The sequence below is a fragment of the Williamsia sp. Y712 genome (genome assembly GCF_059445525.1).
On record NZ_JCAIUN010000001.1, the window covers coordinates 542,722 to 564,079 of the forward strand.

The window sequence follows — 21,358 nt, forward strand, 5'->3', positions numbered from 1 at the left end:
CAGTTGAGGCCCGACGCGGGCACCCGGACGCGTAGGTGGTCAAACGACAACCTATGCACCCGGGAGCGGGCCCGCGGCGTTTTCTCGTCACCCGCGGGTATCGAAATCGTCATGATGGGCTTGGGTTTCGTGTTCTCCTCCTGCCAACTTGCGCTGATGCCCGACGGAAGCAGTAGCGTGCAGAGCATCGGCAATTGGTTCGCGCACACGGTGCAGTCGATCGTCGACAGGTCAGAGGAGGCGGCGACCTGGCCGCCTTCGAATAGACAGGAGTGCAGCGATGGACAAGAACGTGCTGGTTGTCATCGGCGTCGGCGGAATGGGTCTCGCGGTCGCCCGCAGACAGGGTCCGGGCAAGCACATTCTGCTCGCAGACTTCAACACCGAAACCCTCGCTGCCGCAGCCAGAACCCTCAGCGACGAAGGTCATTCGGTGACGACCCAGCAGGTCGATGTCGGGCATCCGGAATCGGTGGCCGGCCTTGCCGACACCGCGGCCTCACTCGGTGCCGTCACCGAGGTCGTCCACACCGCCGGACTGTCTCCGACACAAGCAAATTCGGAATCCATCCTGAAGGTCGACCTTCTCGGGGTCGCACTGTCGCTCGACGCTTTCGGGCAGATCATCGCGCCCGGCGGTGCCGGCGTGGTGATCTCGAGCATGGCCGGATACCTCGGCGGTGGCGGGCTCAACGGGGAGCAGGAAAAGGCCCTCGCCCGCACCCCGACCACCGAGCTGCTGCAACTGCCGTTCCTGCGCACCGACATCGACCCCGGCCTCAACTATTCCATTGCCAAGCGCGCCAACACACTTCGAGTGCAGGCTGCAAGCGGGCAGTGGGGTGCACGCGGTGCACGCATCAACTCCGTCAGCCCCGGCGTCATCTCGACCTCGATGGGACAACAGGAACTTGCCAGTGAAAGCGGTGCAGGTATGCGCATGATGGTCGACCTCTCGGCCACCAAACGGCTCGGCACCGCCGACGACATCGCCGCTGCCGTCGCCTTCCTGCTCGGCCCCACCGCGACCTTCATCAGCGGCATCGACCTCCTCGTCGACGGCGGCGCCGTTGCAGCCGTGAAGTCCATGTAGCGGCCGCCCCATCTCGGGTTGACTTCAAGCGCGCTTGAAGTCGGAAACTGTTGGCGGCAACTCTGCCGACGACGAGATGGGGAACAAGATGACGTTCACAGACGACGAGATCGAATACCTGGCGACGCAGGATCTCGGACGTTTGGCGACGCTCCAGCCAGGAGGAAACCCACAGGTGAATCCTGTTGGTTTCACGTGCAACATCGACCTCGGCACAATCGACATCACCGGGTTCAACATGGCGGCAAGTCAGAAGTACAAGAATCTCGCCGTCAATCCCACGGTCGCATTCGTGGTCGACGATATCGCCTCCCGGAACCCCTGGCGGGTGCGCTGCCTCGAGATCCGTGGCACCGCTGAGCAGGTCGAACCACGCAGCGCCGCGGGGCCGATCATCCGCATCCACCCGACGCGGATCATTTCCTTCGGGCTCGCCGAAGAGGATTCCGATGTCGATCCGCACCGCATCCGGCCCAAGAAGCGCAACATCGCGGCCTGAGGATCTCGTCGATCAGGTCTCCGTCGACCGCGCCCACTCGGTGACAAAGTCCCGAAATCGAGATGCCGCCGGACTCATTGCACTGTCGCGTTTCCAGATCAGCCCCACTTCGCGGGATGTTTCCTCTCCGACAAAGGGAATGAGCACAACCCCAGGGGGTAGCTGCGGATTGCCCTCGACCGGAAGGATCGACACCCCCAATCCGGCGGCCACCAGGCCTGCAACCGTTCCGAGTTCGGTGGTCTCAAACGTGATGTTGGGACGGAAATCGGCGTCGGCACAGAGCTCTTCGAGGATCCGCCGCATTCCGTAGCCCGGTGCCACCGTGATGAACGACTCCTCGCTCGCCTCGGCAACGGTTATCTCATCGCGCACCGCCAGCGGGTGGTCCGCGGGAACCGCCAGCGCCAACCGCTGCCGCATGATCGGCGACCACCCGACGTCGGTGGTGAGAGGACGCGGCGACACGACAGCAATGTCCGCGGGCCCGGTGAGCACCCGCTCGATCACCGGACCGGCGGCACCCTGCGTGAGGGTGAACGCCACCCTCGACGACCGTTCGCGCCGAAAGTCGCCAATCAGGCTGGGTACCAGCCAGACTCCGAACGAATGCAGAAATGCCAAGTCGATCGACCCTTCGACCGGGTCGGCCAACTGGGCGATCTCATACCGCGCGCTATCCATCTCTGCCACCGCACGACGACGATGGCGAAGATAGATCTCCCCGAACGCATTGAGTTGCAACCGTTTGGCGTGCCGATCGAACAGTGCCACCCCGACCTCACGCTCGAGACGGCCGAGCATCCGGGACAGCGTCGGTTGGGCCAGGTGGAGCCGACGGGCCGCGGCCGAGACGTTCTGCAATTCGGCGAGCGTGATGAACCAGTCCGCAGCCATCCGTCCTCCTTATGCGCTCAGGGCATTAGAGATCATCATATGATTCATTTCCTTTTGGATCGGTCACCTGGAACCGTAGACACAGTGAGCGCATCCGACACATCCGCCCCACAGTCCAAAGTTCAGCCTGCGGGATATCGTCTCGGCGACCCGGGCTATCGGCGAGCCGCCCTTGCCCTCTTTTCAGCCGGCACGGCGACCTTCATGACCCTCTACTACGTGCAGGGTCTGCTTCCGGTCTTCTCGGAGCACTACGGAGTTTCGCCGGCGACGTCTGCTCTGGCCATCTCGGTCAGCACCGGCCTATTGGCCGTCGCCATCATCCCGGCAAGTGTGCTGTCCGAACGTTTCGGCCGGGTGCGGGTGATGTCGATTTCAGCGGTGAGCGCCGCCCTGCTGGGACTTGTTCTGCCCTGGAGTCCGACGTTCGAGATCTTGCTTACCGGCCGGGCGCTCCAGGGTTTGTTGTGCGCAGGGGTTCCCGCAGTCGCGATGGCCTATCTTGCCGAAGAGATCGATGGGCGTGCCCTGGGCACAGCGATGGGAACGTACGTCGCAGGCAACACGATCGGCGGCTTGGCCGGGCGGATGATCCCCACCCTGGCGATCGACATCACCGCCTGGCAATGGGCGCTACAGTTGGCGTCTCTGGTCGCCCTGGGATTCGCGGTGGCGTTCATCAAACTGGTTCCGGAATCGAATAACTTCGTTCCCCAGCGGGTTTCGCCACGGAAGACGCTTCGCAACCTGGCCGTCCACCTGCGTGACACACCCCTGCTATGTCTGTTCGGCCTGGCGTTTGTCCTGATGGGCGGGTTTGTGACCGTCTACAACTTCCTCGGATATCGGCTGATCGCCAGTCCGTTCAACCTCCCGGTGATCTTGGCCGGACTGGTCTTCACCCTGTATCTGTCCGGAACGATCTCGTCCGCCGTCGCCGGGCGGATGGCCGATTCCTGGGGCAGGCGCCGAGTGCTGGTCATTGCCATCGGGGTCATGATCACCGGCCTGGCATTGAGCCTGCCCGACTGGCTGCCGACCATCCTGATCGGTATATCCCTTTTCACGGCAGGCTTTTTCGCCGCACACTCGGTGGCGAGCGCCTGGGTGGGTGCGCGCGCCACACAGCACCGTGGCGAGGCGTCATCCCTGTATGTGCTCAGCTACTACATCGGGGCTTCCCTGGTTGGAGCGCTGGGCGGTCTTGCCTATGCGGCCGGGGGTTGGGCAGCGGTGGCCGGCTATGTCGCGGCATTCCTGATGGTCGGTGTCATCCTCACAGCGGCACTGGTCCGATCAGGGTCTGCCGCGCCAGAGCCGCGATCAGGTCGGTCTGGGTGACGATGCCGACCAGTGCCCTGCCATCGAGGACCGGCACTGCCTCGCAACCACTCTCGGAAAGCAACGGCAGCATTGCCGCGACCGGTGTCGTCGGTGACGCGACGGCCGGTTCCACTGCCATGATGTCGCGCGCCCTGATCACCTCCCCACGGCGATCTGCCCACCGAAGCGTCGGCTTCCCGAATCCTCCGCGCGCTTCCGGATCCTGGAGCCGAACTATCAAGTGAATCTGAAAGACGACCCCGAGGAATCCGCCGCCATGATCCACCACCGGCAATGACGTGAACCCGTGCAGCCGAAACAGTTCCGCAAGATCATCGAGCGTTGCATCCGGCTGCACGGTCACCAGGTCGCGAGACATGACGTCGTCGGCCTTCAACGGCCCGGTCCGATGACTCGCGGCCTGCAGTTCTGCCGCGCCGATCAACCGGGCAAGGTCGGCGACGCCAAGGTTCAGCGTCTGCCGATAGTGCTGAAGGATTCCGGACAGCTCGTCTTCGCTGAGACCAAGTCTTTCCGCGGGTGGCGGAGCTTCATCGAACTGCCGGAACGGATAGTGCCTTCCGGTCGCGCGCCCATACGCCGCCGCAAGGACCACGAGCAGGACGGTACCGGCGGCGACAGGCGCGAGAGCGAACCGAAATCCCAAGGCATCAACGGCATCCGGAGACAATGCGGCCGTCATCGCGACCGCGCCTGCAGGCGGGTGCACCGCGCGCACCAGGATCATCGCAGCCACCGCCAGCCCGACGGCAAGCGCGATCCGCAACGTCACATCGGGTACCAGCAGGGTCACGGCGACACCGACAACCGCGGAGATCGTATTACCGACAACTGCGGGCCAGGGTTGCGCCAGTGGACTACTCGGTGCCGCGAACACCAGAACGGCTGTCGCACCGAACGGCGCGATCATGTACAGCCCGAGCTCTTGATCCACACCCGGCACCAGCAGCATCAACCCGACCACACCCAGGCCGATCAAGATGCCGAGTCCCGCCCGAAACATCTCGCGCGGTTGACCAGCGGCAGCGGAAGGGCCCAAACCACGCATCACCGAGTGGAACGTGACCGGCCGGAGCGCGGTCACTGCTTATCCTGTATCACTGCTCAACGTTCCTTCCGGGGTGCTGCGGGCAGAATATGCGACCGCCAACGCGCCACTGGAAGGGCCCTTGGTTGTAGCTCCTAGGCTTGCAACGTCGGACGAAGGACGATGTCGCCGATCTCCACGTCTCGGGGTTGCTCGATGGCAAACGCGATGGCGCGGGCGACGGCCGCCGGGTCGAGACCGAAGTCGCTCATACTCCGCCTGATCTGTGCCCGTACTTCGTCGTTGCTGATCGAATCGGCGAGATCGGTGCTGACCATGCCCGGCGAGATCGATGTCGTCCTCAGCACGCCGTCGGTCGATTCCTGTCGAAGCGCCTCGAGCAGGGTCCGGACCGCATTCTTCGTGCCTGCGTACACCGCCTGATTCGGGACGATCTTCAAACCGGACGTCGACACCGTTGTGACGAGATGTCCTTCTCCCTGGTCCCGAAAGACCGGCAATGCAGCCGCGATTCCGTGCAGCACACCTCGAACGTTCACGTCGATCATCGCTGACCAACCCTCGACATCAAGGTCTGCGACCGGCCCGATCTTGCTGATACCCGCGTTGCTCACCAGTACGTCGAGGCGACCGTATTTCTCTACGGCCCGTGCGACAAGACGTTTGAGATGGTCCGGGATGGTCACATCCGTTGTGCAGGCAATCGCACGACCGCCTCGAGCATTGATGTCGTCCACAATTGTCGCCAGTCGATCGACACGACGGGCGCCGAGCACCACCGCTGCTCCACGCTCGGCGAGCAGGCGGGCAGTGGACTCACCAATGCCACTGCTTGCGCCGGTTATCGCGACAACTTTGCCACTCAGATCTGACATACGAGAACTCCCTCACTTGTACCGGACACGTGTCCGCTTAGGTGAGTTCAACCGTAGCGGACACGTGTCCGCTTAGCCAGTCGAGTACGGTTGGGACCCGATGACCTCCTCCCGCCGAAGAGCCGACGCAACCGAGAACCGCATGCGCATCATCGATGCCGCGCGGGAGTTCATCGCAACCTCAGATGAGTTACAACTCAACGCAATCGCCAAGCAGGCCGGGGTCGGCCAGGGCACGCTCTATCGCCACTTCCCGACCAGAGAAGATCTACTCACCGAGGTCTATCGCGTCGAGGTCGAACAGCTGGTTGCCGCCGCCCCGGCACTCCTGGCCGAGAACGAGCCGACCGTGGCCCTGGCGCTGTGGTTCGACCGGGTCGCCGACTACGCCCAGATCAAACGGTGGATTTTCGCGGCCGTGGAAGTGGCTGTTTGGCAAGATCTTTCAGCGCACAGCCTCGGGCCGATCGGTAAAGCACTGACGCTGCTCCTAGACGCAGGCAAGGTCGACGGAAGCATCCGGCCCGACGTGGACGCCCGCGACGTCATACTGCTGATCGGCTACCTCACCCGCCTCGAGGCGTCCGAATGGCCAACTCGCGCACGCCATCTACTCACCGTTGTGCTCGACGGCCTGCGCCCGCCTCGTTGAGACATCGTCGAACCGACGCGGTGGGCAGGCGTCGAGCCAGTCCGGCAACTTTATATCCGCTTCGAGCCGATGCCACTTCATAGAAGGAGCTATTTGGCTCCCAACCGTACAGTGATGCAGCACACTTGGGACCTGTTGTGTGGCAGGAAGAACGACGGAATTGACTGTTTGTTTCAATCTCGTTTGCGTAGGTAAGGATCTGGTTAACAGGGGCAATCTCGGCTCCGGCCCGCCCTAGAATCAGCGAGTCCGTCGACCAATCGTCCAAAGGTGTCAATTGAAGTCTGTCCAACACAAGGTACTGGTACCTGTTCTCGCTGTGGCCCTTTCCACTACAATTGCGCTCTCCGCATCAATTGCTGCTCCGGCCCTGGCCGACACGTCCAGCACCCCGGGCTGGCTTGGCTCTCTCGGATCTTCCGGATCCTCGGCAAACGACTCGTATGTGGCTGTCGCACAGCGGATCAACGCTGCCTTGATCAAGCAAGGCGTTCCCGGCGCCCAAGTCATCTATTCGGACCGCAGATCCGAGCGTGTGTTCAACTACGGGGTATCGAGTGTTGCCACGGGCAGCCCGGTGACTTCCGATACGGTATTCGAAGCGGCGTCGCTGACGAAGGTAGTGGCCTCGTACGTCGTGCTCCAACTGGTGGACGAGGGCGTTCTCGATCTCGACCGCCCGCTGTCGGACTACTTCGACTATCCGCGGATCGCGGCAGACCCGGCTGCGAAACGGATCACCGGGAGAATGGTGCTGTCGCACACCTCCGGTCTGCCGAACTGGGCGACCGGGCCGTCGAGTCCAGAGTTCGAAACCACGCCGGTAGGAACCATTTTCGAGCCCGGAACCCAGTGGTCGTACTCCGGAGAGGGCTTCTACTACCTACAGAAGACCGTAGAGTCGCTGACCGGGACACCCTTCGAACAACTGGTCCGGAAGCGGGTCTTCGACCGGTTCGGGATGAAAGGCAGCGACCTCGTCACCAACCCAGCCTTCGACACGGTCACGTCCGTCGGCCACACCGCGGACGGCACCCCGAAACCCGTCCGAAACTTCCCCCGGGCGAACGTCGCGTACACCCTGCGGACCACGGCGACCGACTACAACAAGTTCATCCGCGGCGCGCTCCTCGGGGGCGAAGGGCTCACACCCGGCACCCGCGACATGATGTTCACCGCGGCGGGTAGCGCCGACCATGGTGGCAGCGACAAGGAAGCGATCGACCACGTCAAGTGGGGGCTCGGTATCGGGCTGCAAACCAACGAACTCGGGGACGCGATCTGGCACTGGGGTGACAACGGCGCATACAAGGCCTTTTTCATCGCGTACCCCGCGACCGGACGCAGCGTGATGATCATGACCAACAGTGAAAACGGCTTGAACACAGTCGATGACGTCGTCCACGAGTTCTTTGGCCCGACCACGATGTACGCAACGAGATGGATCAAAGAAGCCGAATAGATGGCGTAACCTCGTCGCTCAGGTGACGTCGGCGCCCGTGCGCGGTGGGCAGGCGTCGAGCCAGGTGTTCTCGGCTTCGTCGAAGACCCTGGAGCGGGCGAGGAATCGAACGCCTTCGGGTGCCTCGAGGCTGAATCCGGCACCACGTCCGGGCACCACGTCGAGGATGAGCTGGGTGTGTTTCCACAGTTCGTATTGGTCACCCTGGATCCAGACCCGCACCGCAGGCAGCGGTTCCGGGAGTTCGATCTCGCCGAGCAGCACGTCTCGGCTGCCGACACGAAACTCCCCTACCGGGTAACACATGGGCGCGCTGCCGTCACAACATCCACCGGACTGGTGGATCATGAGGCCGCCGTGGAGCTCCGACAACTTGGTCAAGAGCTCCACGGCGGATTCAGTCGCGACGACTCGATCAGTAGGAGTCATCACAGATCACTTTCTGATGAAATAGCTTGTTGCGCTTGGTGATGCCTGGTGGATCAGAAGAATCCCTTGGCATCCTGGGCGTAACCCACCAGCAGGTTCTTGGTCTGCTGATAGTGCTCGAGCATCATCAGGTGGTTCTCGCGCCCGATGCCGGACTGCTTGTAGCCGCCGAAGGCCGCGTGTGCCGGGTAGTCGTGGTAGGTGTTGGTCCACACCCGGCCGGCCTGGATCTCGCGTCCCGCGCGGTAGGCGGTGGCACCATCACGCGTCCACACTCCGGCGCCGAGTCCGTACAACGTGTCGTTGGCGATCGACATCGCGTCGGCGTAGTCGGAGAACTTGGTCACCGACAACACCGGACCGAAGATCTCCTCCTGGAAGATCCGCATCCGGTTGGTTCCGGCAAAGATGGTCGGCTGGATGTAGTAACCACCCGCGAGATCGCCTTCCAGCGTGACGGTTTCGCCTCCGGTCAGGACCTTAGCGCCCTCTTCCTTGCCGATCGCGAGGTACGAGGCGATCTTCTCGAACTGGTCGTTCGACGCCTGCGCACCCATCATGGTGTCGGTGTCGAGCGGGTTGCCCTGCTTGATCTTCTTGGTCCGCTCCACCGCGAGGTCGATGAACTCGTCGTAGATCGATTCCTGGATCAGCGCCCGGCTCGGACACGTGCAGACCTCGCCCTGGTTGAGGGCAAACATCGTGAAGCCCTCCAGCGCGCGGTTCCGGAAACCGTCGTCCTCCGCCATCACGTCCGCGAAGAAGATGTTGGGGCTCTTGCCACCGAGCTCCAAGGTCACCGGGATGATGTTCTCCGAGGCGTACTGCATGATCAGACGTCCGGTGGTGGTCTCGCCGGTGAACGCGATCTTGCGGATCCGATTGCTCGAAGCCAGCGGCTTGCCGGCCTCCACACCGAAGCCGTTGACGATGTTCAGGACACCGGCGGGCAGCAGGTCCTTGATCAGTTCGACGAGGAACAGGATCGAGGCCGGTGTCTGCTCGGCCGGCTTGAGGACCACCGCGTTGCCTGCGGCCAGCGCGGGAGCCAGCTTCCACACGGCCATCAGGATCGGGAAGTTCCACGGGATGATCTGGCCGACAACGCCCAGCGGCTCGTGGAAGTGATACGCGACGGTGTCTTCGTCGATCTGGGAGAGCGAACCCTGCTGAGCGCGCAACGCGCCTGCGAAGTAGCGGAAGTGGTCGATGGCGAGCGGAATGTCGGCGGCGAGGGTTTCGCGAACGGCCTTGCCGTTGTCCCACGACTCGGCGACGGCGATCTTCTCGAGGTTCTCCTCCATCCGGTCTGCGATGCGGAGCAGGGCCAGCGACCGCTCGGCGACCGAGGTCTTGCCCCACGCCGGGGCAGCCTTGTGGGCCGCGTCGAGAGCTAGGTCGATGTCCTCGGACGTCGACCGGGCAACCTCACAGAACGTCTTGCCGGTGACCGGCGACGGGTTCTCGAAGTACTGCCCCTTGACCGGCGGCGTCCACTGGCCACCGATCCAATTCTCGTACCGTGATTCGTAGTTCATCACGGCGCCGGGTGTTCCGGGGTTGGCATAAACGGTCATGCTGAGCTCCTCTTCGCCTGGTTGCCTACGGGTGAGCGACGCGCGGCGTTCGGCCACCCATGTGACCTAAGACACACAGTACGAGTGCTTCCGTTGCATCCGGGTTGCAACCACGATCTTCGGTGCTCAGAGCCCCTTTTTCCGAGACACCGGCTAGTCTGATGCACGTGATCCGCCACTCAGCGCGTACCGAATGCTGGGGATTTGCGATCGGGTCGGCACTCTTCGCACTGGGCTCGGCGCCCGGATTCGCCGACTGGGCCGGATCGACGGTGTCCAACAGCTCCTTTTTCGTCGGCTCCTGGTTCTTCACATTCGCCGCGTTCGTCCAGCTCCAGCTCTGCGGACGGTTGCGGGGTGCTGCGCAGCCCATTGCCGGGTCACGAAAGGCCGGTCGAGAGGTCCACATCTCCGAGTGGTTGTCGGCCGCAGTGCAGCAGGTGGGCACCCTCGCCTTCAACATCAGTACCGGTGCCGCCCTGGTGGTGCACTCGATCGTCGACGAGGACCGGTTCGTCTGGCGGCCGGACGTCTACGGTTCGATCGCCTTCCTCATCAGCTCGGGACTGGCGGTCTACGCCGTTCGCCTCTACCGGCATCGCGACGAGCCCGATGCACCCGGCTGGTCGGCGACGATCCTGAACACCGTCGGGTCGATCGCGTTCGGCTTCTCCGCGGTCGGTGCATACGTGGACGCCTCTGGCGAGCCGATCGCGCCACTGCTCGACCAGGGCGGCACCTTCATCGGCGCGCTGTGCTTCCTCGCCGCATCCCTGATCTCACTGCCGCGCGGCGCAGACACGAGCTCGCGGTGACGCCCTGCCATGCCCGAAGCATCTTCGTGCACACGTAGCGTGATCGACGATGAGTGATCTCGATCCGCGCCACAGCCTGCCGCCCCTGTCCGCCGTCCTCGAATCGATGGCGGCTTCCCTCGGCGCCGCCGACCTCGACAACCACCTCAAGATGGTGCCCGCGCAATCCGCGACACTGCTGCTGATCGACGGGCTCGGGGCGGAACTGGTTGCCGCGCACCCACGCGATGCACCCCATCTCAATGCCGCGGCGATGGACAACTCCACCACCGTGGCGGCCGGATTTCCCGCCACCACCGCGGTCAGCCTCACCAGCCTGTCCACCGGACGCGCGGCGGGCACGCACGGCATCTTCGGGTACACCTTCCGCGCGGGTGCCGGCGGACTCAAGCCCGAAGCGCCGATCCTCAACTCCCTGCGCTGGTGCGTCCACGGCCACTACGACCACGGACTCACCAAAACCGTTGTTCCCGAAGATTTTCAACCCACCGCAACGATTTTCGAGAAATGCCGGGCACAGGGTTTCACCACGCGGCAGATCGTGCCCGCGCTGCACGTCGACTCCGGGTTGTCGCGGGCGGCGCTACGCGGAGCCGACAGGATGATCGTTGCCGAGCATCTCGACGACCTACGTGCTGCGATCCTCGCCGAGATGTCCACGTCCGCAGCCACACTCGGCTACGCCTACTACGGCGGACTCGATCTGGCCGGACACCTCGACGGCCCCGGCTCACCGTCCTGGCGTGAGCAGCTACGCCTGATTGACACCATGGTCGGCCAGCTCGCGGAGCAGTTGCCTTCGGGTCGCGCCCTGGTCATCACCGGCGATCACGGCATGGTCAACACAGTGCAGGGGCGTTTCGACATCGACCTGCATCCCGAACTCACCGCGGGCACCACCGCCATCGCCGGAGAAGCCCGGGTGCGTCACGTGTACGCCGAAGGCGGTGCCGCAGAAGACGTCCAGATCGCCTGGCAGAGCATGCTCGCCGACCGGGCGACCGTGCTGAGCCGTGACGACGCGATCGATGCCGGCTGGTTCGGCGACTCGATCCGCGGCAATGTGCGCGTGAGGATCGGTGACGTGGTCGCCGCCGCCCGTGGCGACACCGCAATGATCCGCTCGGCCGTCGAACCGTTCGAGTCGATGCTTGTCGGCAACCACGGTTCGTGGGACAGTGCCGAACAACTCGTCCCCGCGATCGTGATCCGCGGCCTCGGCCGATAAACGGAAAGGTGCAGGCCCATGGCGATGAAACCGGTGGCCGCACTGCTGGCAGCCGGGCACGTGGTCCCATCGGCAGCGGTGACACTGCTGACCGCGGCGCTCGGCGTCGCCGTCGGCCTGGATGTGGGCTCGCTTGCAGTGTTGACGGTCGCCCTGTTCAGCGGTCAGCTCCTCATCGGCTGGAGCAACGATCTCATCGACCTCGACCGGGACCGACAGGTCGGGCGGACAGAGAAACCACTGGTGTCCGGAGACCTGAGCCTGACGACCGCGAGATCGGCCGTCGCGGTGGCGGCCATCGTCTGCGTGGTGGCATCGATGGCATGCGGGTTGGCGGCAGGCACGGTGCACCTGGTGTTCGGTGTCGGCTCTGCCCTGGCCTACAACTTCGGACTCAAGTCGACGGTCATGTCATGGCTCCCCTACTTCGTCGCCTTCGGTTCACTGCCGGTGATCGTCGCCTTGACCGCAGACCCGAATGATCTGCCACCGCTGTGGATGGTCGCGGTCAGTGGATTGCTCGGTGTCGGCGGTCATCTGCTGAACGTCGCACCCGACCTCGGCGACGACGACGCCACCGGGGTCCGGGGCCTCCCCCACGTCCTGGGCGCCCGCCGGATCCCGTACGTCGCAGCCGCCCTGCTCGTCGGTGCCACTGCCATCGCGGTGGTCGCCAACTCACAGCAGTTGTGGATGTGGGCGGGTCTGGCAGTGGTCGTTGCCATTGCGCTGGTGACGCTGCGGGGTCCCGGCCGGACTCCGCTCTACGGCGCCATCGCCATCGCCGCGGTCGACGTCACCATGCTGATCCTGGCGTGACCACACCACCTTGAAGCCGACGCCATTCAATACCGCGGGCGTGAGGTTTCGCTTCGACCAACTCCGCGGTCAGGCAGACTCGAGGCATGGAGACGATCGAATATGCCCCTGGCCGGTTGGCCGATGTGTTCGGCGACCCCGCATCACAAACCGTATTGCTCTGGCACGGAATGCAAACCGACGCGCGCACGGCGGTGCGGCCACTTGCCGAACTGGTGGCCGATCGCGGCCTCCACGTCATCGCACCCGACTGGGATTCGCATGCCACGGACAACGGACGGTCTGATCTGCTCGCCTCTGCCCGATTCGCCGCAGGCCGGCGCGGTGGCACGGACGGCATCGTCCTCGTCGGTTGGTCCCTCGGAGGTCTGGCGGCTGCGAGCCTGACCATCCACGCCGGCGACTTCGATCTCGGAATCCTTCGAACGATCTGCCTGGCCGGTGCTTTCATGGCCACGGACCCGATCACCGGCGAGCACCTGCCGAAACAACCCCCGCAGTCCGCACAGCGGGTGCCGTTCACCCTGCTACACGGCGTGCGCGACGACGCCGTACCGTCGGCAGCAAGCCGGAAATTCGCGGCAACACTCGAAAAGTGGTCGTGGCCGGTCGAATTGGTCGAGCTCGACGCCGATCACGGTTCAATAGCCGGCGCTGCATATGACGCCGCTGCCGATCGATACGTCGCAACCGACGACCCCGCGTCGCTGGCCCTCGCCGCCGAGATCGCGACACGGATCGCCGGTTGATGTGAGTCGATAACCGCCGAGCGTCAGGGGTTGAGCGGGCGAACTGAACCCACCTCGGTACAAAGAGCGTCGACGGGATCCGACAGTAGTTCAGACGAAAGTCTGGACACGTGTCCGACGATGCAGGTAGCGTGACGCCCCATGGGACGCGTGGACGGAAAAGTTGCAATCATCAGTGGCGGCGCTCGCGGGATGGGTGCCTCGCATGCACGCCTACTCGTCGCCGAAGGCGCGAAGGTCGTGATCGGCGACATCTTGGACGACGAGGGCAAGGCGCTGGCCGACGAGCTCGGCGACGCAGCGCGCTATGTCCACCTCGATGTGTCGCAGTTTGATCAGTGGGAAGCCGCGGTCGGCACCGCTGTCGGCGAGTTCGGCAAGCTGAACGTACTGGTCAACAACGCCGGTATCGCCAACGGCAGCTCCATCCAGGGCTTCAAGCACGACAAGTGGCAGAAGATCATCGACGTCAATCTCACGGGCACGTTCTTCGGGATGCAGGCGTCGACGGATCCGATGATCGCCGCCGGTGGCGGGTCGATGATCAACGTTTCGTCGATCGAGGGCCTCCGCGGAGCACCGTGGGCCCACGGCTACGTCGCCACGAAATGGGCCGTCCGTGGGCTCGCGAAATCCGTTGCGCTGGAACTGGCTCCACACAACATCCGGGTCAATTCGTTGCATCCCGGGATGATCCGGACGCCCATGACGGAGAAGTTCCCGGATGATCTGGTGACCATCCCGCTCGGCCGACCGGGCACGTCAGACGAGATCTCGACGTTCGTCTTGTTCCTTGCGAGTGACGAATCGTCCTATGCGACCGGCACCGAGTTCGTCGTGGACGGCGGACTGGTGACGGACGTACCGCACAAAACCCTGTAAGGGATCAGCGGCACGTCGGTGCCGACCATCGTTCGCACCACAGGTTACGAGGAAACATCGATGTCCATTCGCGTCGCCCACATCGGCACCGGCAATGTCGGTCGCCTGGCATTGACCCAGCTCATTGAGAGCCCGGACTACGAACTCACCGCGGTGGGTGTCTCCACGGAGTCCAAGGTGGGTAAAGACGCCGGCGAACTGGCCGGTCTCGAGATCACCACCGGCATCACCGCGGTTGGCGACATCGACGCGGTGCTGGCAACGAAGCCCGACTGCGTTGTGTACTGCGCGATGGGTGACACCCGTACCGGCGATGCACTCAGGGACTGTCAGAAGATCCTCGAAGCCGGCGTCGATGTGGTCGGTTCGGCGCCGGTGATCCTGCAGTACCCGTGGCAGTTGCTGCCCGACAAGAACATCGACCGGGTCCAGGCATCGGCGCAACAAGGCAATTCCAGCATATTCATCACGGGTGTCGACCCCGGTTTCGCCAACGACCTGATCCCACTGGCGCTGGCCGGCACCTGCCAAAGGATCGAGCAGGTCCGCGTCATGGAGATCGCCGACTACGCCACCTACGACGGCGCGATCGTGATGTTCGATGTAATGGGATTCGGTAAGCCTCTCGACGAGCTGCCGATCCTCTTTCAGCCCGGCATCCTCGGTTTCACCTGGGGCACAACGATTCGCCAGCTCGCGGCCGGTCTCGGCATCGAGGTCGACGAGATCACCGAGAACTTCGAGCTCGAACCCGCGCCCGAGGCGTTCGACGTTGCCGTCGGACGGATCGAGAAGGGGACGGTCGCCGCCATGCGTTTCGAGATCCACGGCAAGGTCGACGGGCACTCCGCCATCGTCGTCGAACACGTCACCAGACTGCGTGACGACCTTCGTCCGGACTGGGCACGCCCCGCCCAGGAGGGCGGTTCCTACCGGGTGGAGATCATCGGCGAGCCCAACTACACCGTGGACATCTGCCCGACCAGTATCAAAGGCGACCACAACCACGCCGCGATCGTTGCTGCGGCCGGCCGCATCGTGAACGCCATCCCCGCCGTGATCGCCGCAGATCCCGGCATCCGCACCACACTGGATCTGCCGCTCGTCACCGGGCGTGGACTCTACGTAGGTCAGTCCGCCGACATCACCAGATGACGGCGATACCGGCGGCCAGCAGCGACAGCGCGCCCACCGCATAGAAGAGCGGCCGCGGGACGGGCTCGCCGGTGCGCCGCTGACGCGCGCTCCCCATGCCCAGGACCGCGCCGAGCACCACCAGGATCACCAACTTCACGCCGATTTTCGGGTAGTTGAGGTCGATCCCCGCGGGCCAGGGCGCGGCCAGTGCCACACCGGTCAGGAGTGAGAGCAGCAGCCCATACTCCATCACCCGGGTGGTCCGGAATCGACGCGAGGCCGCTTCGGCCACCCAGGCACCGAAGGTGACCGCGAAACCGACGATGTGCAGAAGTATTACGACGTTGCGTAGTAGATCCATGGAGGCAGCTTAACCACGGTTCCTCAACGAAGCATCAGTTTGCCGCCGTCGACGGAGTAGATCTGCCCCGTCATGAAACCCGAACCAGGACCGGCCAGGAAGGCGACCACCGGCACCAGGTCGCGGTCGATATCGCCGAGCCTGCCGCCCAGCGGAACGGTTTTCGCCATACTCACGTCGTGTGCCGCCAACTGTTCCGGCGTCATCGATGCGCGGGTGCGGTCATACATCGGCGTCCAGATGGCGGGCGCGATGGCGTTGACCGTGATTCCGTGGGTCGCCCATTCCAGCGCCACCGTGCGCGTCCAGGCGACCACTGCCCCTTTGGATGCCGCGTAGGCCGCTTTACCCGGATAGCCCGTGATCCCGGCTGCCGATGCGAAGTTGATGATCCGGCCACCACCGGCCTCGATCAGCGCCGGTAACACTGCCTGATTCATCAAGAACGTGCCGGTCGCGTTGACCGCCATCGCCAGGTTCCACTGCTCGATGGGCAACTCGCCTGCCGGTGCACCCGGGGCGATGCCGGCCGCATGAACCAGCACATCGAGCCCACCGAGATATTCGACCGCCGCCGACACCGCAGTGGTCACGTCGGACGGATCACTGACGTCGCAGGCGATGAACCGGACCCCGGCTTCGGAGGCAATGGCACTGCCCTCGTCCGCCGCACTGTCGAGCGACACCACCGACGCACCGAGCGACGGCAAAGCGCGAACGAGTCCCGCACCCATCCCGCTGGCGCCGCCCGTCACGATGATCCGGCGCCCGGCCAGGTTGTCCGCCGCATTTGTCACATGCTCTCCCAACAGTCGATCCTCAGTTCTGTCCAGAATATCATTCTGGATATTGGGAGTGTGATTCCAATTCGAACGCTGATCTGCACGAAGAGCGCCAGGCCCGCCCGAATCGTCCGGGCGGACCTGGCTTATGAGAGGCGAAGCGGGGGCCGGTCGGGCCGACTACTTCGCCTTTGGTGGAGCGTTGAGCAGCTGAATGAACGGCCCGACATTGGCAGCTACGGCCCCAAGCCCGCCGACCGCGGTACCGGCCAGTGAGGCGGCCGATCCGAGTAGGAGCGCGCCACCGATGCAGCCGGCCAACGGTCCGGCACCGAACAGCAGCACAACGGGTGCTGAAACGACGCCCGCAGCAACGGCACCCAGTAGGCAACCGCCGACCAGTCCGGTTGCGGCACCGAGGAATCCGCCGATGGCAGCGGTGAGGGTGATGTTGTCCTTCACGCTCGCAACAGCTGCAGGCAGATCCACATTGTGACGGACCGGAGCGAACGTCGCGGCGAACGGATTGGTGTCCACCGACAACTTCGCCGACGCAGGTGTCACCTGCGCATTGACCGGATGCTGGAAATCATCGATGGCCAGTTTCAGTGGAACCGATTCCACGACGTTGCCCTGCTTGTCATGCAGCACGAGCAGATTGCCTTCTTTGGCCAGTGAGCCGTTGTCGGTGGTGACGATCACCGACGATCCTTCACGGGTCGCCTTCCAGTTCGCACCCTCGGTCGGGGCCGGAGCCGGATCGGCGTATGCGCCGCCGAACGCAACACTCATCGATGCGACCACCAACACCGACACGGCCACCAGTCTGTTCCTGAACTTCATGTGCAATTCCCCTCGGTCGGCACCGGCGAACGCCGGGCTCGAAACGGACATGTTCGACTGCGCGCCAGCGTCTCTGGCGGAGAACTGGATGCGAGATGAAGTAAACGCCGATTCCCCCGGCCGCTGCCCAACTCCCTGAGAACAATCACCGGCCGACAGGTGAACATCGCTTCGAAACCCGACGAAAGGTACAGCGGAATTCAAAGATGGTGTTCGACAACCAATTTCGGCGCATCAAATGCCAGATTTCGGGATCGGCACACCAGTGGAAGACGCGGGCGAGAAGGTTCAGATCAGATGCCGAAACGGCGGTCGAGCAATCGAAGCCGGCCTCGGACCAACGCCTCGTCCCGGTGGCCAGGGGCCAACATCTGACCCCAGCGGCGCCAGGCCGTCAGATCTTCGCGACCATGCGTCGAGGCCGTCCAGGCCCGCAACAACTCCGGGTCGCCGGACGTCAACACGACCGAGCGGACATCCTCTTTGAGTTCTTCGAAGACATCGGCGATCCCAGGGGCCTTCGACACCCTCAGTAGTCCGCCGCGGCCGAAAGTCTCGATGGCTCGGGTGATTTCACCGGTCCGCAGCATCCGACGCACCTGACCGAGGTCGGAATCGATGGGTGCGGTGAGCCGATACGGCCGGGACTCGACAACATCGGGACCGAGGTCGCGTCGCAACCGGGAGATCTCCGCGCGGACCGTCACCGGGTCCACACCGTCGTCGGCGAGCATGGTCGCGATCTGTTCGGTGCCCAGTCCCCCGGGATATTCACCGAGCAGTACCAGGATTTCGGCGTGCCGACGGGACAGCCGCATCGCAGGCCTGCCGGGAAGCCGCCAGAAATACCGATCACCGTCCAGCACCCGCAAACTCGGGCTGCCGGACCGATCCGATCGCGGTCCTTCGCCGGTGAGCGACCGGATCCGCAACTCCCCCTCGACCGCGGCGACCACCGACTTCACCATCGACAACGCGAACGGGGTGGCCACCCGCTCGCCACCGGTCACGTCGATGACACCGATCACCGCGCCCGTCACCGGGTCGTGCACCGGCGCTGCCACGCAGTTCCAGTCCTGCACCCGCACCGCAAAATGTTCGGCCCCGAATATCTGCACCCCGTGATCGACCTCAAGAGCCAGACCTGGGGCGTTGGTGCCGGCGACCTGCTCCGCCCACAACGCCCCTTCGACAAAGTTGATGTCGCCGGCCTGATCTCTCGCTTTGTGGTCACCCTCTACCCACAACAACCGACCCACGTCATCGGTGAGTGCCACCACCACGCCGGAATCGGAAACCTCATCGAGCATGAGCGAACGAACCAGCGGGTACGCGGCGGCCATCGGATGACCGTTGCGGTACTCGAGGAAGTCGTTCCACGACATGCTGTTGTCGTCCGTCATCCCGGAAGGGTTGACGCCACCTTTGGCCGATCGCATCCACGAATCCCGGACAACCGACCGCACCGAGGTGCGGCCGGTGGCCGGGGACATCGTGCCGGTCTGCACAAAGAGTTCATGGGCTCGGCGTACTTGCGCCAGCCGTGCAGCGGGATCCTCACCTGGTTCCAGCGCCGACCAGAAGTCGCGGGGAGGTGTCTGCAACTCACTCACCGCGTCGCCTCCGTTTCGCCTCGAGCCCCGACATCCTCAAGTGTGCACCACGTCACGTCCTCACAGGTGCGACCTCCCGATCTGGTGCCACCGGTTCGTCGCTCCGGATGCGCCGCGGCCACCAGGCGCGGTTCCCGAGCAGCACCAATATCGATGGCAACAGCACCAGTCGCACGATCGTCGCGTCGATGAGAATGGCCACCGCCAGGCCCACACCCATCTGTTTCATCTCGACCATGCTCTGCGCGGCGAACAAGGCGAACACCGACACCATGACCAGTGCGGCACTGGTCACCACCCCGGCGGTCTGGGTGACGCCCGCGCGCACCGCAACGGTCGGGGGCAGCCCGTTGTTGATGCCCTCGCGGATCCGGCTGAGCACGAACACGTGGTAATCCATCGACAATCCGACGAGTACCGCCAGCAGGAACATCGGAATCCACTCGACGACGGTCCCGTTGGAGGTGAAGTCGAGTATCCCCTCGGCCCAGCTGTGCTGGAACACCAGCGCGAGCACACCGAACGCCGCGCCGACGGACATCAGGTTCAAGGCGGTGGAGACCAATGCGATCACCGGGCTCCGGAACGTCACCACCAGCATCAGCATGGTCAGCGTCAGGATCACCGCGACCACGATCGGCAGCCCGTCCGACAACGCCTTCGTCGAGTCGTATTGTTCGGCGATCTGACCACCCACCGCGAACTCGGCGTCGTCGATTCCGTCCACGCGGTCGGGCACGATCGTGTTGCGCAGGTCCAGCATGGCGTCGTCGGACTTGGTATCACCCTGTTCGAAGGTGCTGGCGAGCCGGAGTTCGGTGGTGGTCCCCGACGCCGAGCTCAACGGCTCCTGCGAGATGGTCCAGGCCCCACTCTCGGTCGCGGCCTCACCCACATCGGTCAACGCTGCAGACACAGCGGCCGGATCACCGCCGGAGACAACAACATTGGCTGACGAGCCTTCAGATGGGAACTCGCTATCGAGTTGCTGCGCCACCGCAACCGCGGGGATGTCCTGCGGCAGCGTGTCCAGACCGCCGCTGCGCAGGGTCATGGTCAAGGCGGGGATAGCCAATGCCAGCATCACCGCCAGTCCGGCGACCAATGCAATCACCGGCCGAGTGACGACCGGCCCGATGATGCGTGAGCTGATCCCGCCCTCACCGATGCGGTTGTTGAGGCGCCAAAGCAATGGCACCCGTGGACGATCGACCCATCGTCCGAACTTGACCAGCAGAGCAGGCAAGACCGTAAGCGAACCGATCACCGCAACCGCGACCACGATGATGGCGGCGGTGGCAAGCGAATTGAACGTTGCGTTGCCCAGGACGTACAAACCCGCCAGTGAAGCGATCACCGCAACGCCGGAGACGACAATCGAGTGCCCCGAGGTGGCCGCAGCGGTCTCCACAGCGTCGAGCGTGTTGTGCCCTTTACGCCGTTCCTCGCGTTCTCGTTTCAGGTAGAACAACGAATAGTCCACGCCCACAGCCATACCGATCAACAGCACCATCGACGACGCGGTGGATTCAGAGGGCAGGAGGTAGGAAATCGGCGCGTAGATGCCGATGGTCGCGACCACCGACGTGATGGCCAGCAACACCGGGATACCTGCGGCGATCAGGGCTCCGAACGCAAAGAGCATGATGCCCAGCGTGATCGGGATGCTGATGATCTCGGCCGAGACCAGGTCTTCGCCGACCCGCTCGTTGATCGCCTCGTCGAGCGTGACGTCACCGGTCTGCCCGAACTGGAGGTTCGGGTGTTCCGCGCGGACCGCGGTTACTGCTGCGTTGATGTCGGCGATCGTCGGGTCCTCATCGCCCGGGGGCGCCCGCAGCGAGATCGAGGTCAAAAGCGTCGACCCATCCGGTGATTCCACCGGGACTGCCACCTCCTGCACCTCGGTGGAGCCGGCGAGTTGGTCGCGCAGCTCGGCGGCGGCGACCACCGCATCATCCTGGTCGCCGGCGATCAGGACGAACTCGGTGTCGGGTGCGGCGAGCCCGGCGTCGTGGATCATCGCATCGGCTGTCCCGGACTGACCGACGCGATAGTCGGCGTCGTCGGTCTCCTGGGTGGGGATCAGCGCGCTGAACGACACTGCAAGCACCACCAGTGCCAACCAGAGTCCGATTGCGCGCCAAGGATTGTGCGCACTCCACCGAGCCACCGCCTGTGGCCCTCGGGTCATCTGTCTCATGTGAGCTCCTGATGCTTGAGATGCCCTGGCACCTCAGATGGATTGCCCGG

At 64.1% G+C, this 21,358-nt stretch carries 21 protein-coding genes; 11 read left to right on the top strand and 10 right to left on the bottom strand.

Annotation, left to right across the window (positions count from 1 at the left end; genetic code table 11):
- The first annotated feature begins 280 nt into the window (after positions 1-280).
- Positions 281-1,093: an SDR family oxidoreductase gene (locus AC1D75_RS02665; RefSeq protein ID WP_495513771.1), complete on the top strand. Its 813-nt coding sequence runs from the start codon at positions 281-283 to the stop codon at positions 1,091-1,093.
- Between the two features lie 88 nt (positions 1,094-1,181).
- Positions 1,182-1,592: a PPOX class F420-dependent oxidoreductase gene (locus tag AC1D75_RS02670; protein ID WP_495513772.1), complete on the top strand. Its 411-nt coding sequence runs from the start codon at positions 1,182-1,184 to the stop codon at positions 1,590-1,592.
- A gap of 12 nt (positions 1,593-1,604) precedes the next feature.
- On the opposite strand, the gene AC1D75_RS02675 is transcribed toward AC1D75_RS02670, so the two are convergent.
- On the bottom strand, positions 1,605-2,489 hold the full coding sequence (locus AC1D75_RS02675; protein WP_495513773.1) for a LysR family transcriptional regulator: 885 nt from the start codon (positions 2,487-2,489) through the stop codon (positions 1,605-1,607).
- Between the two features lie 39 nt (positions 2,490-2,528).
- Between AC1D75_RS02675 and AC1D75_RS02680 the strand changes: the two genes are divergently transcribed.
- Positions 2,529-3,830 (top strand): MFS transporter, encoded by a 1,302-nt coding sequence (locus AC1D75_RS02680; protein ID WP_495513774.1) that lies wholly within the window; start codon positions 2,529-2,531, stop codon positions 3,828-3,830.
- Here the strand turns inward: AC1D75_RS02680 and AC1D75_RS02685 are convergent.
- Together AC1D75_RS02685 and AC1D75_RS02690 are read right to left on the bottom strand one after the other, a co-directional pair.
- Positions 3,766-4,881: an HPP family protein gene (locus AC1D75_RS02685; protein ID WP_495515959.1), complete on the bottom strand. Its 1,116-nt coding sequence runs from the start codon at positions 4,879-4,881 to the stop codon at positions 3,766-3,768. The two genes, AC1D75_RS02680 and AC1D75_RS02685, sit on opposite strands and share 65 nt — an antisense overlap.
- Positions 4,882-5,015: 134 nt before the next feature.
- Positions 5,016-5,756: an SDR family oxidoreductase gene (locus tag AC1D75_RS02690; protein WP_495513775.1), complete on the bottom strand. Its 741-nt coding sequence runs from the start codon at positions 5,754-5,756 to the stop codon at positions 5,016-5,018.
- A gap of 142 nt (positions 5,757-5,898) precedes the next feature.
- On the opposite strand from AC1D75_RS02690, the gene AC1D75_RS02695 reads away from it, so the two are divergent.
- Entirely contained in the window at positions 5,899-6,408 is a 510-nt protein-coding gene (locus AC1D75_RS02695) for a TetR/AcrR family transcriptional regulator (protein ID WP_495513776.1), read from the top strand.
- Positions 6,409-6,853: 445 nt separating this feature from the next.
- Positions 6,854-7,870 (top strand): serine hydrolase domain-containing protein, encoded by a 1,017-nt coding sequence (locus tag AC1D75_RS02700; RefSeq protein ID WP_495513777.1) that lies wholly within the window; start codon positions 6,854-6,856, stop codon positions 7,868-7,870.
- Between the two features lie 18 nt (positions 7,871-7,888).
- Here AC1D75_RS02700 and AC1D75_RS02705 read toward each other — a convergent pair whose 3' ends face one another.
- Complete coding sequence (locus tag AC1D75_RS02705; protein ID WP_482136641.1) at positions 7,889-8,299, bottom strand: DUF779 domain-containing protein; 411 nt, start codon at positions 8,297-8,299, stop codon at positions 7,889-7,891.
- Between the two features lie 53 nt (positions 8,300-8,352).
- Positions 8,353-9,876, bottom strand: coding sequence for an acetaldehyde dehydrogenase ExaC (gene exaC, locus AC1D75_RS02710; protein ID WP_495513778.1), 1,524 nt, complete (start codon positions 9,874-9,876; stop codon positions 8,353-8,355).
- A gap of 161 nt (positions 9,877-10,037) precedes the next feature.
- Between exaC and AC1D75_RS02715 the strand changes: the two genes are divergently transcribed.
- The 6 genes from AC1D75_RS02715 (at position 10,038) to AC1D75_RS02740 (ending at position 15,524) form a co-directional block, all read left to right on the top strand.
- Positions 10,038-10,691: a hypothetical protein gene (locus AC1D75_RS02715; RefSeq protein ID WP_495513779.1), complete on the top strand. Its 654-nt coding sequence runs from the start codon at positions 10,038-10,040 to the stop codon at positions 10,689-10,691.
- Positions 10,692-10,740: 49 nt separating this feature from the next.
- Positions 10,741-11,919 (top strand): alkaline phosphatase family protein, encoded by a 1,179-nt coding sequence (locus tag AC1D75_RS02720; protein ID WP_495513780.1) that lies wholly within the window; start codon positions 10,741-10,743, stop codon positions 11,917-11,919.
- An 18-nt stretch (positions 11,920-11,937) separates the two neighbouring features.
- A complete protein-coding gene (locus AC1D75_RS02725) occupies positions 11,938-12,738 on the top strand; it encodes a UbiA family prenyltransferase (RefSeq protein ID WP_495513781.1) in 801 nt (266 codons plus the stop codon).
- Between the two features lie 86 nt (positions 12,739-12,824).
- Positions 12,825-13,487, top strand: coding sequence for an alpha/beta hydrolase family protein (locus AC1D75_RS02730; protein ID WP_495513782.1), 663 nt, complete (start codon positions 12,825-12,827; stop codon positions 13,485-13,487).
- Between the two features lie 141 nt (positions 13,488-13,628).
- Entirely contained in the window at positions 13,629-14,369 is a 741-nt protein-coding gene (locus tag AC1D75_RS02735) for a glucose 1-dehydrogenase (RefSeq protein WP_495513783.1), read from the top strand.
- 60 nt (positions 14,370-14,429) lie between these two features.
- The gene (locus AC1D75_RS02740) at positions 14,430-15,524 is read left to right on the top strand and encodes an NAD(P)H-dependent amine dehydrogenase family protein (RefSeq protein ID WP_495513784.1); all 1,095 of its coding nucleotides are present in this window, start codon (positions 14,430-14,432) and stop codon (positions 15,522-15,524) included.
- Here the strand turns inward: AC1D75_RS02740 and AC1D75_RS02745 are convergent.
- From AC1D75_RS02745 to AC1D75_RS02765, 5 genes are all read right to left on the bottom strand, one after another.
- The gene (locus tag AC1D75_RS02745; RefSeq protein ID WP_495513785.1) at positions 15,514-15,867 is read right to left on the bottom strand and encodes a Fe-S protein; all 354 of its coding nucleotides are present in this window, start codon (positions 15,865-15,867) and stop codon (positions 15,514-15,516) included. The genes AC1D75_RS02740 and AC1D75_RS02745 overlap by 11 nt on opposite strands.
- Before the next feature lie 23 nt (positions 15,868-15,890).
- Positions 15,891-16,664, bottom strand: coding sequence for an SDR family NAD(P)-dependent oxidoreductase (locus tag AC1D75_RS02750; RefSeq protein ID WP_495513786.1), 774 nt, complete (start codon positions 16,662-16,664; stop codon positions 15,891-15,893).
- A gap of 165 nt (positions 16,665-16,829) precedes the next feature.
- Positions 16,830-17,492, bottom strand: coding sequence for a DUF8020 domain-containing protein (locus tag AC1D75_RS02755; protein ID WP_495513787.1), 663 nt, complete (start codon positions 17,490-17,492; stop codon positions 16,830-16,832).
- A 293-nt stretch (positions 17,493-17,785) separates the two neighbouring features.
- Positions 17,786-19,105, bottom strand: coding sequence for a helix-turn-helix domain-containing protein (locus AC1D75_RS02760; protein ID WP_495513788.1), 1,320 nt, complete (start codon positions 19,103-19,105; stop codon positions 17,786-17,788).
- A 52-nt stretch (positions 19,106-19,157) separates the two neighbouring features.
- Positions 19,158-21,308, bottom strand: coding sequence for an MMPL family transporter (locus AC1D75_RS02765; protein WP_495513789.1), 2,151 nt, complete (start codon positions 21,306-21,308; stop codon positions 19,158-19,160).
- Between the last annotated feature and the right edge of the window lie 50 nt (positions 21,309-21,358).

What these genes read in the sequence shown, in the direction of transcription:
- AC1D75_RS02745 (WP_495513785.1), bottom strand. Translation starts at nt 15,867, where the DNA reads ATGGATCTACTACGCAACGTCGTAATACTTCTGCACATCGTCGGTTTC.
- AC1D75_RS02720 (WP_495513780.1), top strand. Translation starts at nt 10,741, where the DNA reads ATGAGTGATCTCGATCCGCGCCACAGCCTGCCGCCCCTGTCCGCCGTC.
- AC1D75_RS02730 (WP_495513782.1), top strand. Translation starts at nt 12,825, where the DNA reads ATGGAGACGATCGAATATGCCCCTGGCCGGTTGGCCGATGTGTTCGGC.
- AC1D75_RS02685 (WP_495515959.1), bottom strand. Translation starts at nt 4,881, where the DNA reads ATGCGTGGTTTGGGCCCTTCCGCTGCCGCTGGTCAACCGCGCGAGATG.
- AC1D75_RS02725 (WP_495513781.1), top strand. Translation starts at nt 11,938, where the DNA reads ATGGCGATGAAACCGGTGGCCGCACTGCTGGCAGCCGGGCACGTGGTC.
- AC1D75_RS02690 (WP_495513775.1), bottom strand. Translation starts at nt 5,756, where the DNA reads ATGTCAGATCTGAGTGGCAAAGTTGTCGCGATAACCGGCGCAAGCAGT.
- AC1D75_RS02695 (WP_495513776.1), top strand. Translation starts at nt 5,899, where the DNA reads ATGCGCATCATCGATGCCGCGCGGGAGTTCATCGCAACCTCAGATGAG.
- AC1D75_RS02740 (WP_495513784.1), top strand. Translation starts at nt 14,430, where the DNA reads ATGTCCATTCGCGTCGCCCACATCGGCACCGGCAATGTCGGTCGCCTG.
- AC1D75_RS02705 (WP_482136641.1), bottom strand. Translation starts at nt 8,299, where the DNA reads ATGACTCCTACTGATCGAGTCGTCGCGACTGAATCCGCCGTGGAGCTC.
- AC1D75_RS02735 (WP_495513783.1), top strand. Translation starts at nt 13,629, where the DNA reads ATGGGACGCGTGGACGGAAAAGTTGCAATCATCAGTGGCGGCGCTCGC.
- exaC (WP_495513778.1), bottom strand. Translation starts at nt 9,876, where the DNA reads ATGACCGTTTATGCCAACCCCGGAACACCCGGCGCCGTGATGAACTAC.
- AC1D75_RS02680 (WP_495513774.1), top strand. Translation starts at nt 2,529, where the DNA reads ATGATTCATTTCCTTTTGGATCGGTCACCTGGAACCGTAGACACAGTG.
- AC1D75_RS02665 (WP_495513771.1), top strand. Translation starts at nt 281, where the DNA reads ATGGACAAGAACGTGCTGGTTGTCATCGGCGTCGGCGGAATGGGTCTC.
- AC1D75_RS02755 (WP_495513787.1), bottom strand. Translation starts at nt 17,492, where the DNA reads ATGAAGTTCAGGAACAGACTGGTGGCCGTGTCGGTGTTGGTGGTCGCA.
- AC1D75_RS02670 (WP_495513772.1), top strand. Translation starts at nt 1,182, where the DNA reads ATGACGTTCACAGACGACGAGATCGAATACCTGGCGACGCAGGATCTC.
- AC1D75_RS02765 (WP_495513789.1), bottom strand. Translation starts at nt 21,308, where the DNA reads ATGAGACAGATGACCCGAGGGCCACAGGCGGTGGCTCGGTGGAGTGCG.
- AC1D75_RS02715 (WP_495513779.1), top strand. Translation starts at nt 10,038, where the DNA reads ATGCACGTGATCCGCCACTCAGCGCGTACCGAATGCTGGGGATTTGCG.
- AC1D75_RS02675 (WP_495513773.1), bottom strand. Translation starts at nt 2,489, where the DNA reads ATGGCTGCGGACTGGTTCATCACGCTCGCCGAATTGCAGAACGTCTCG.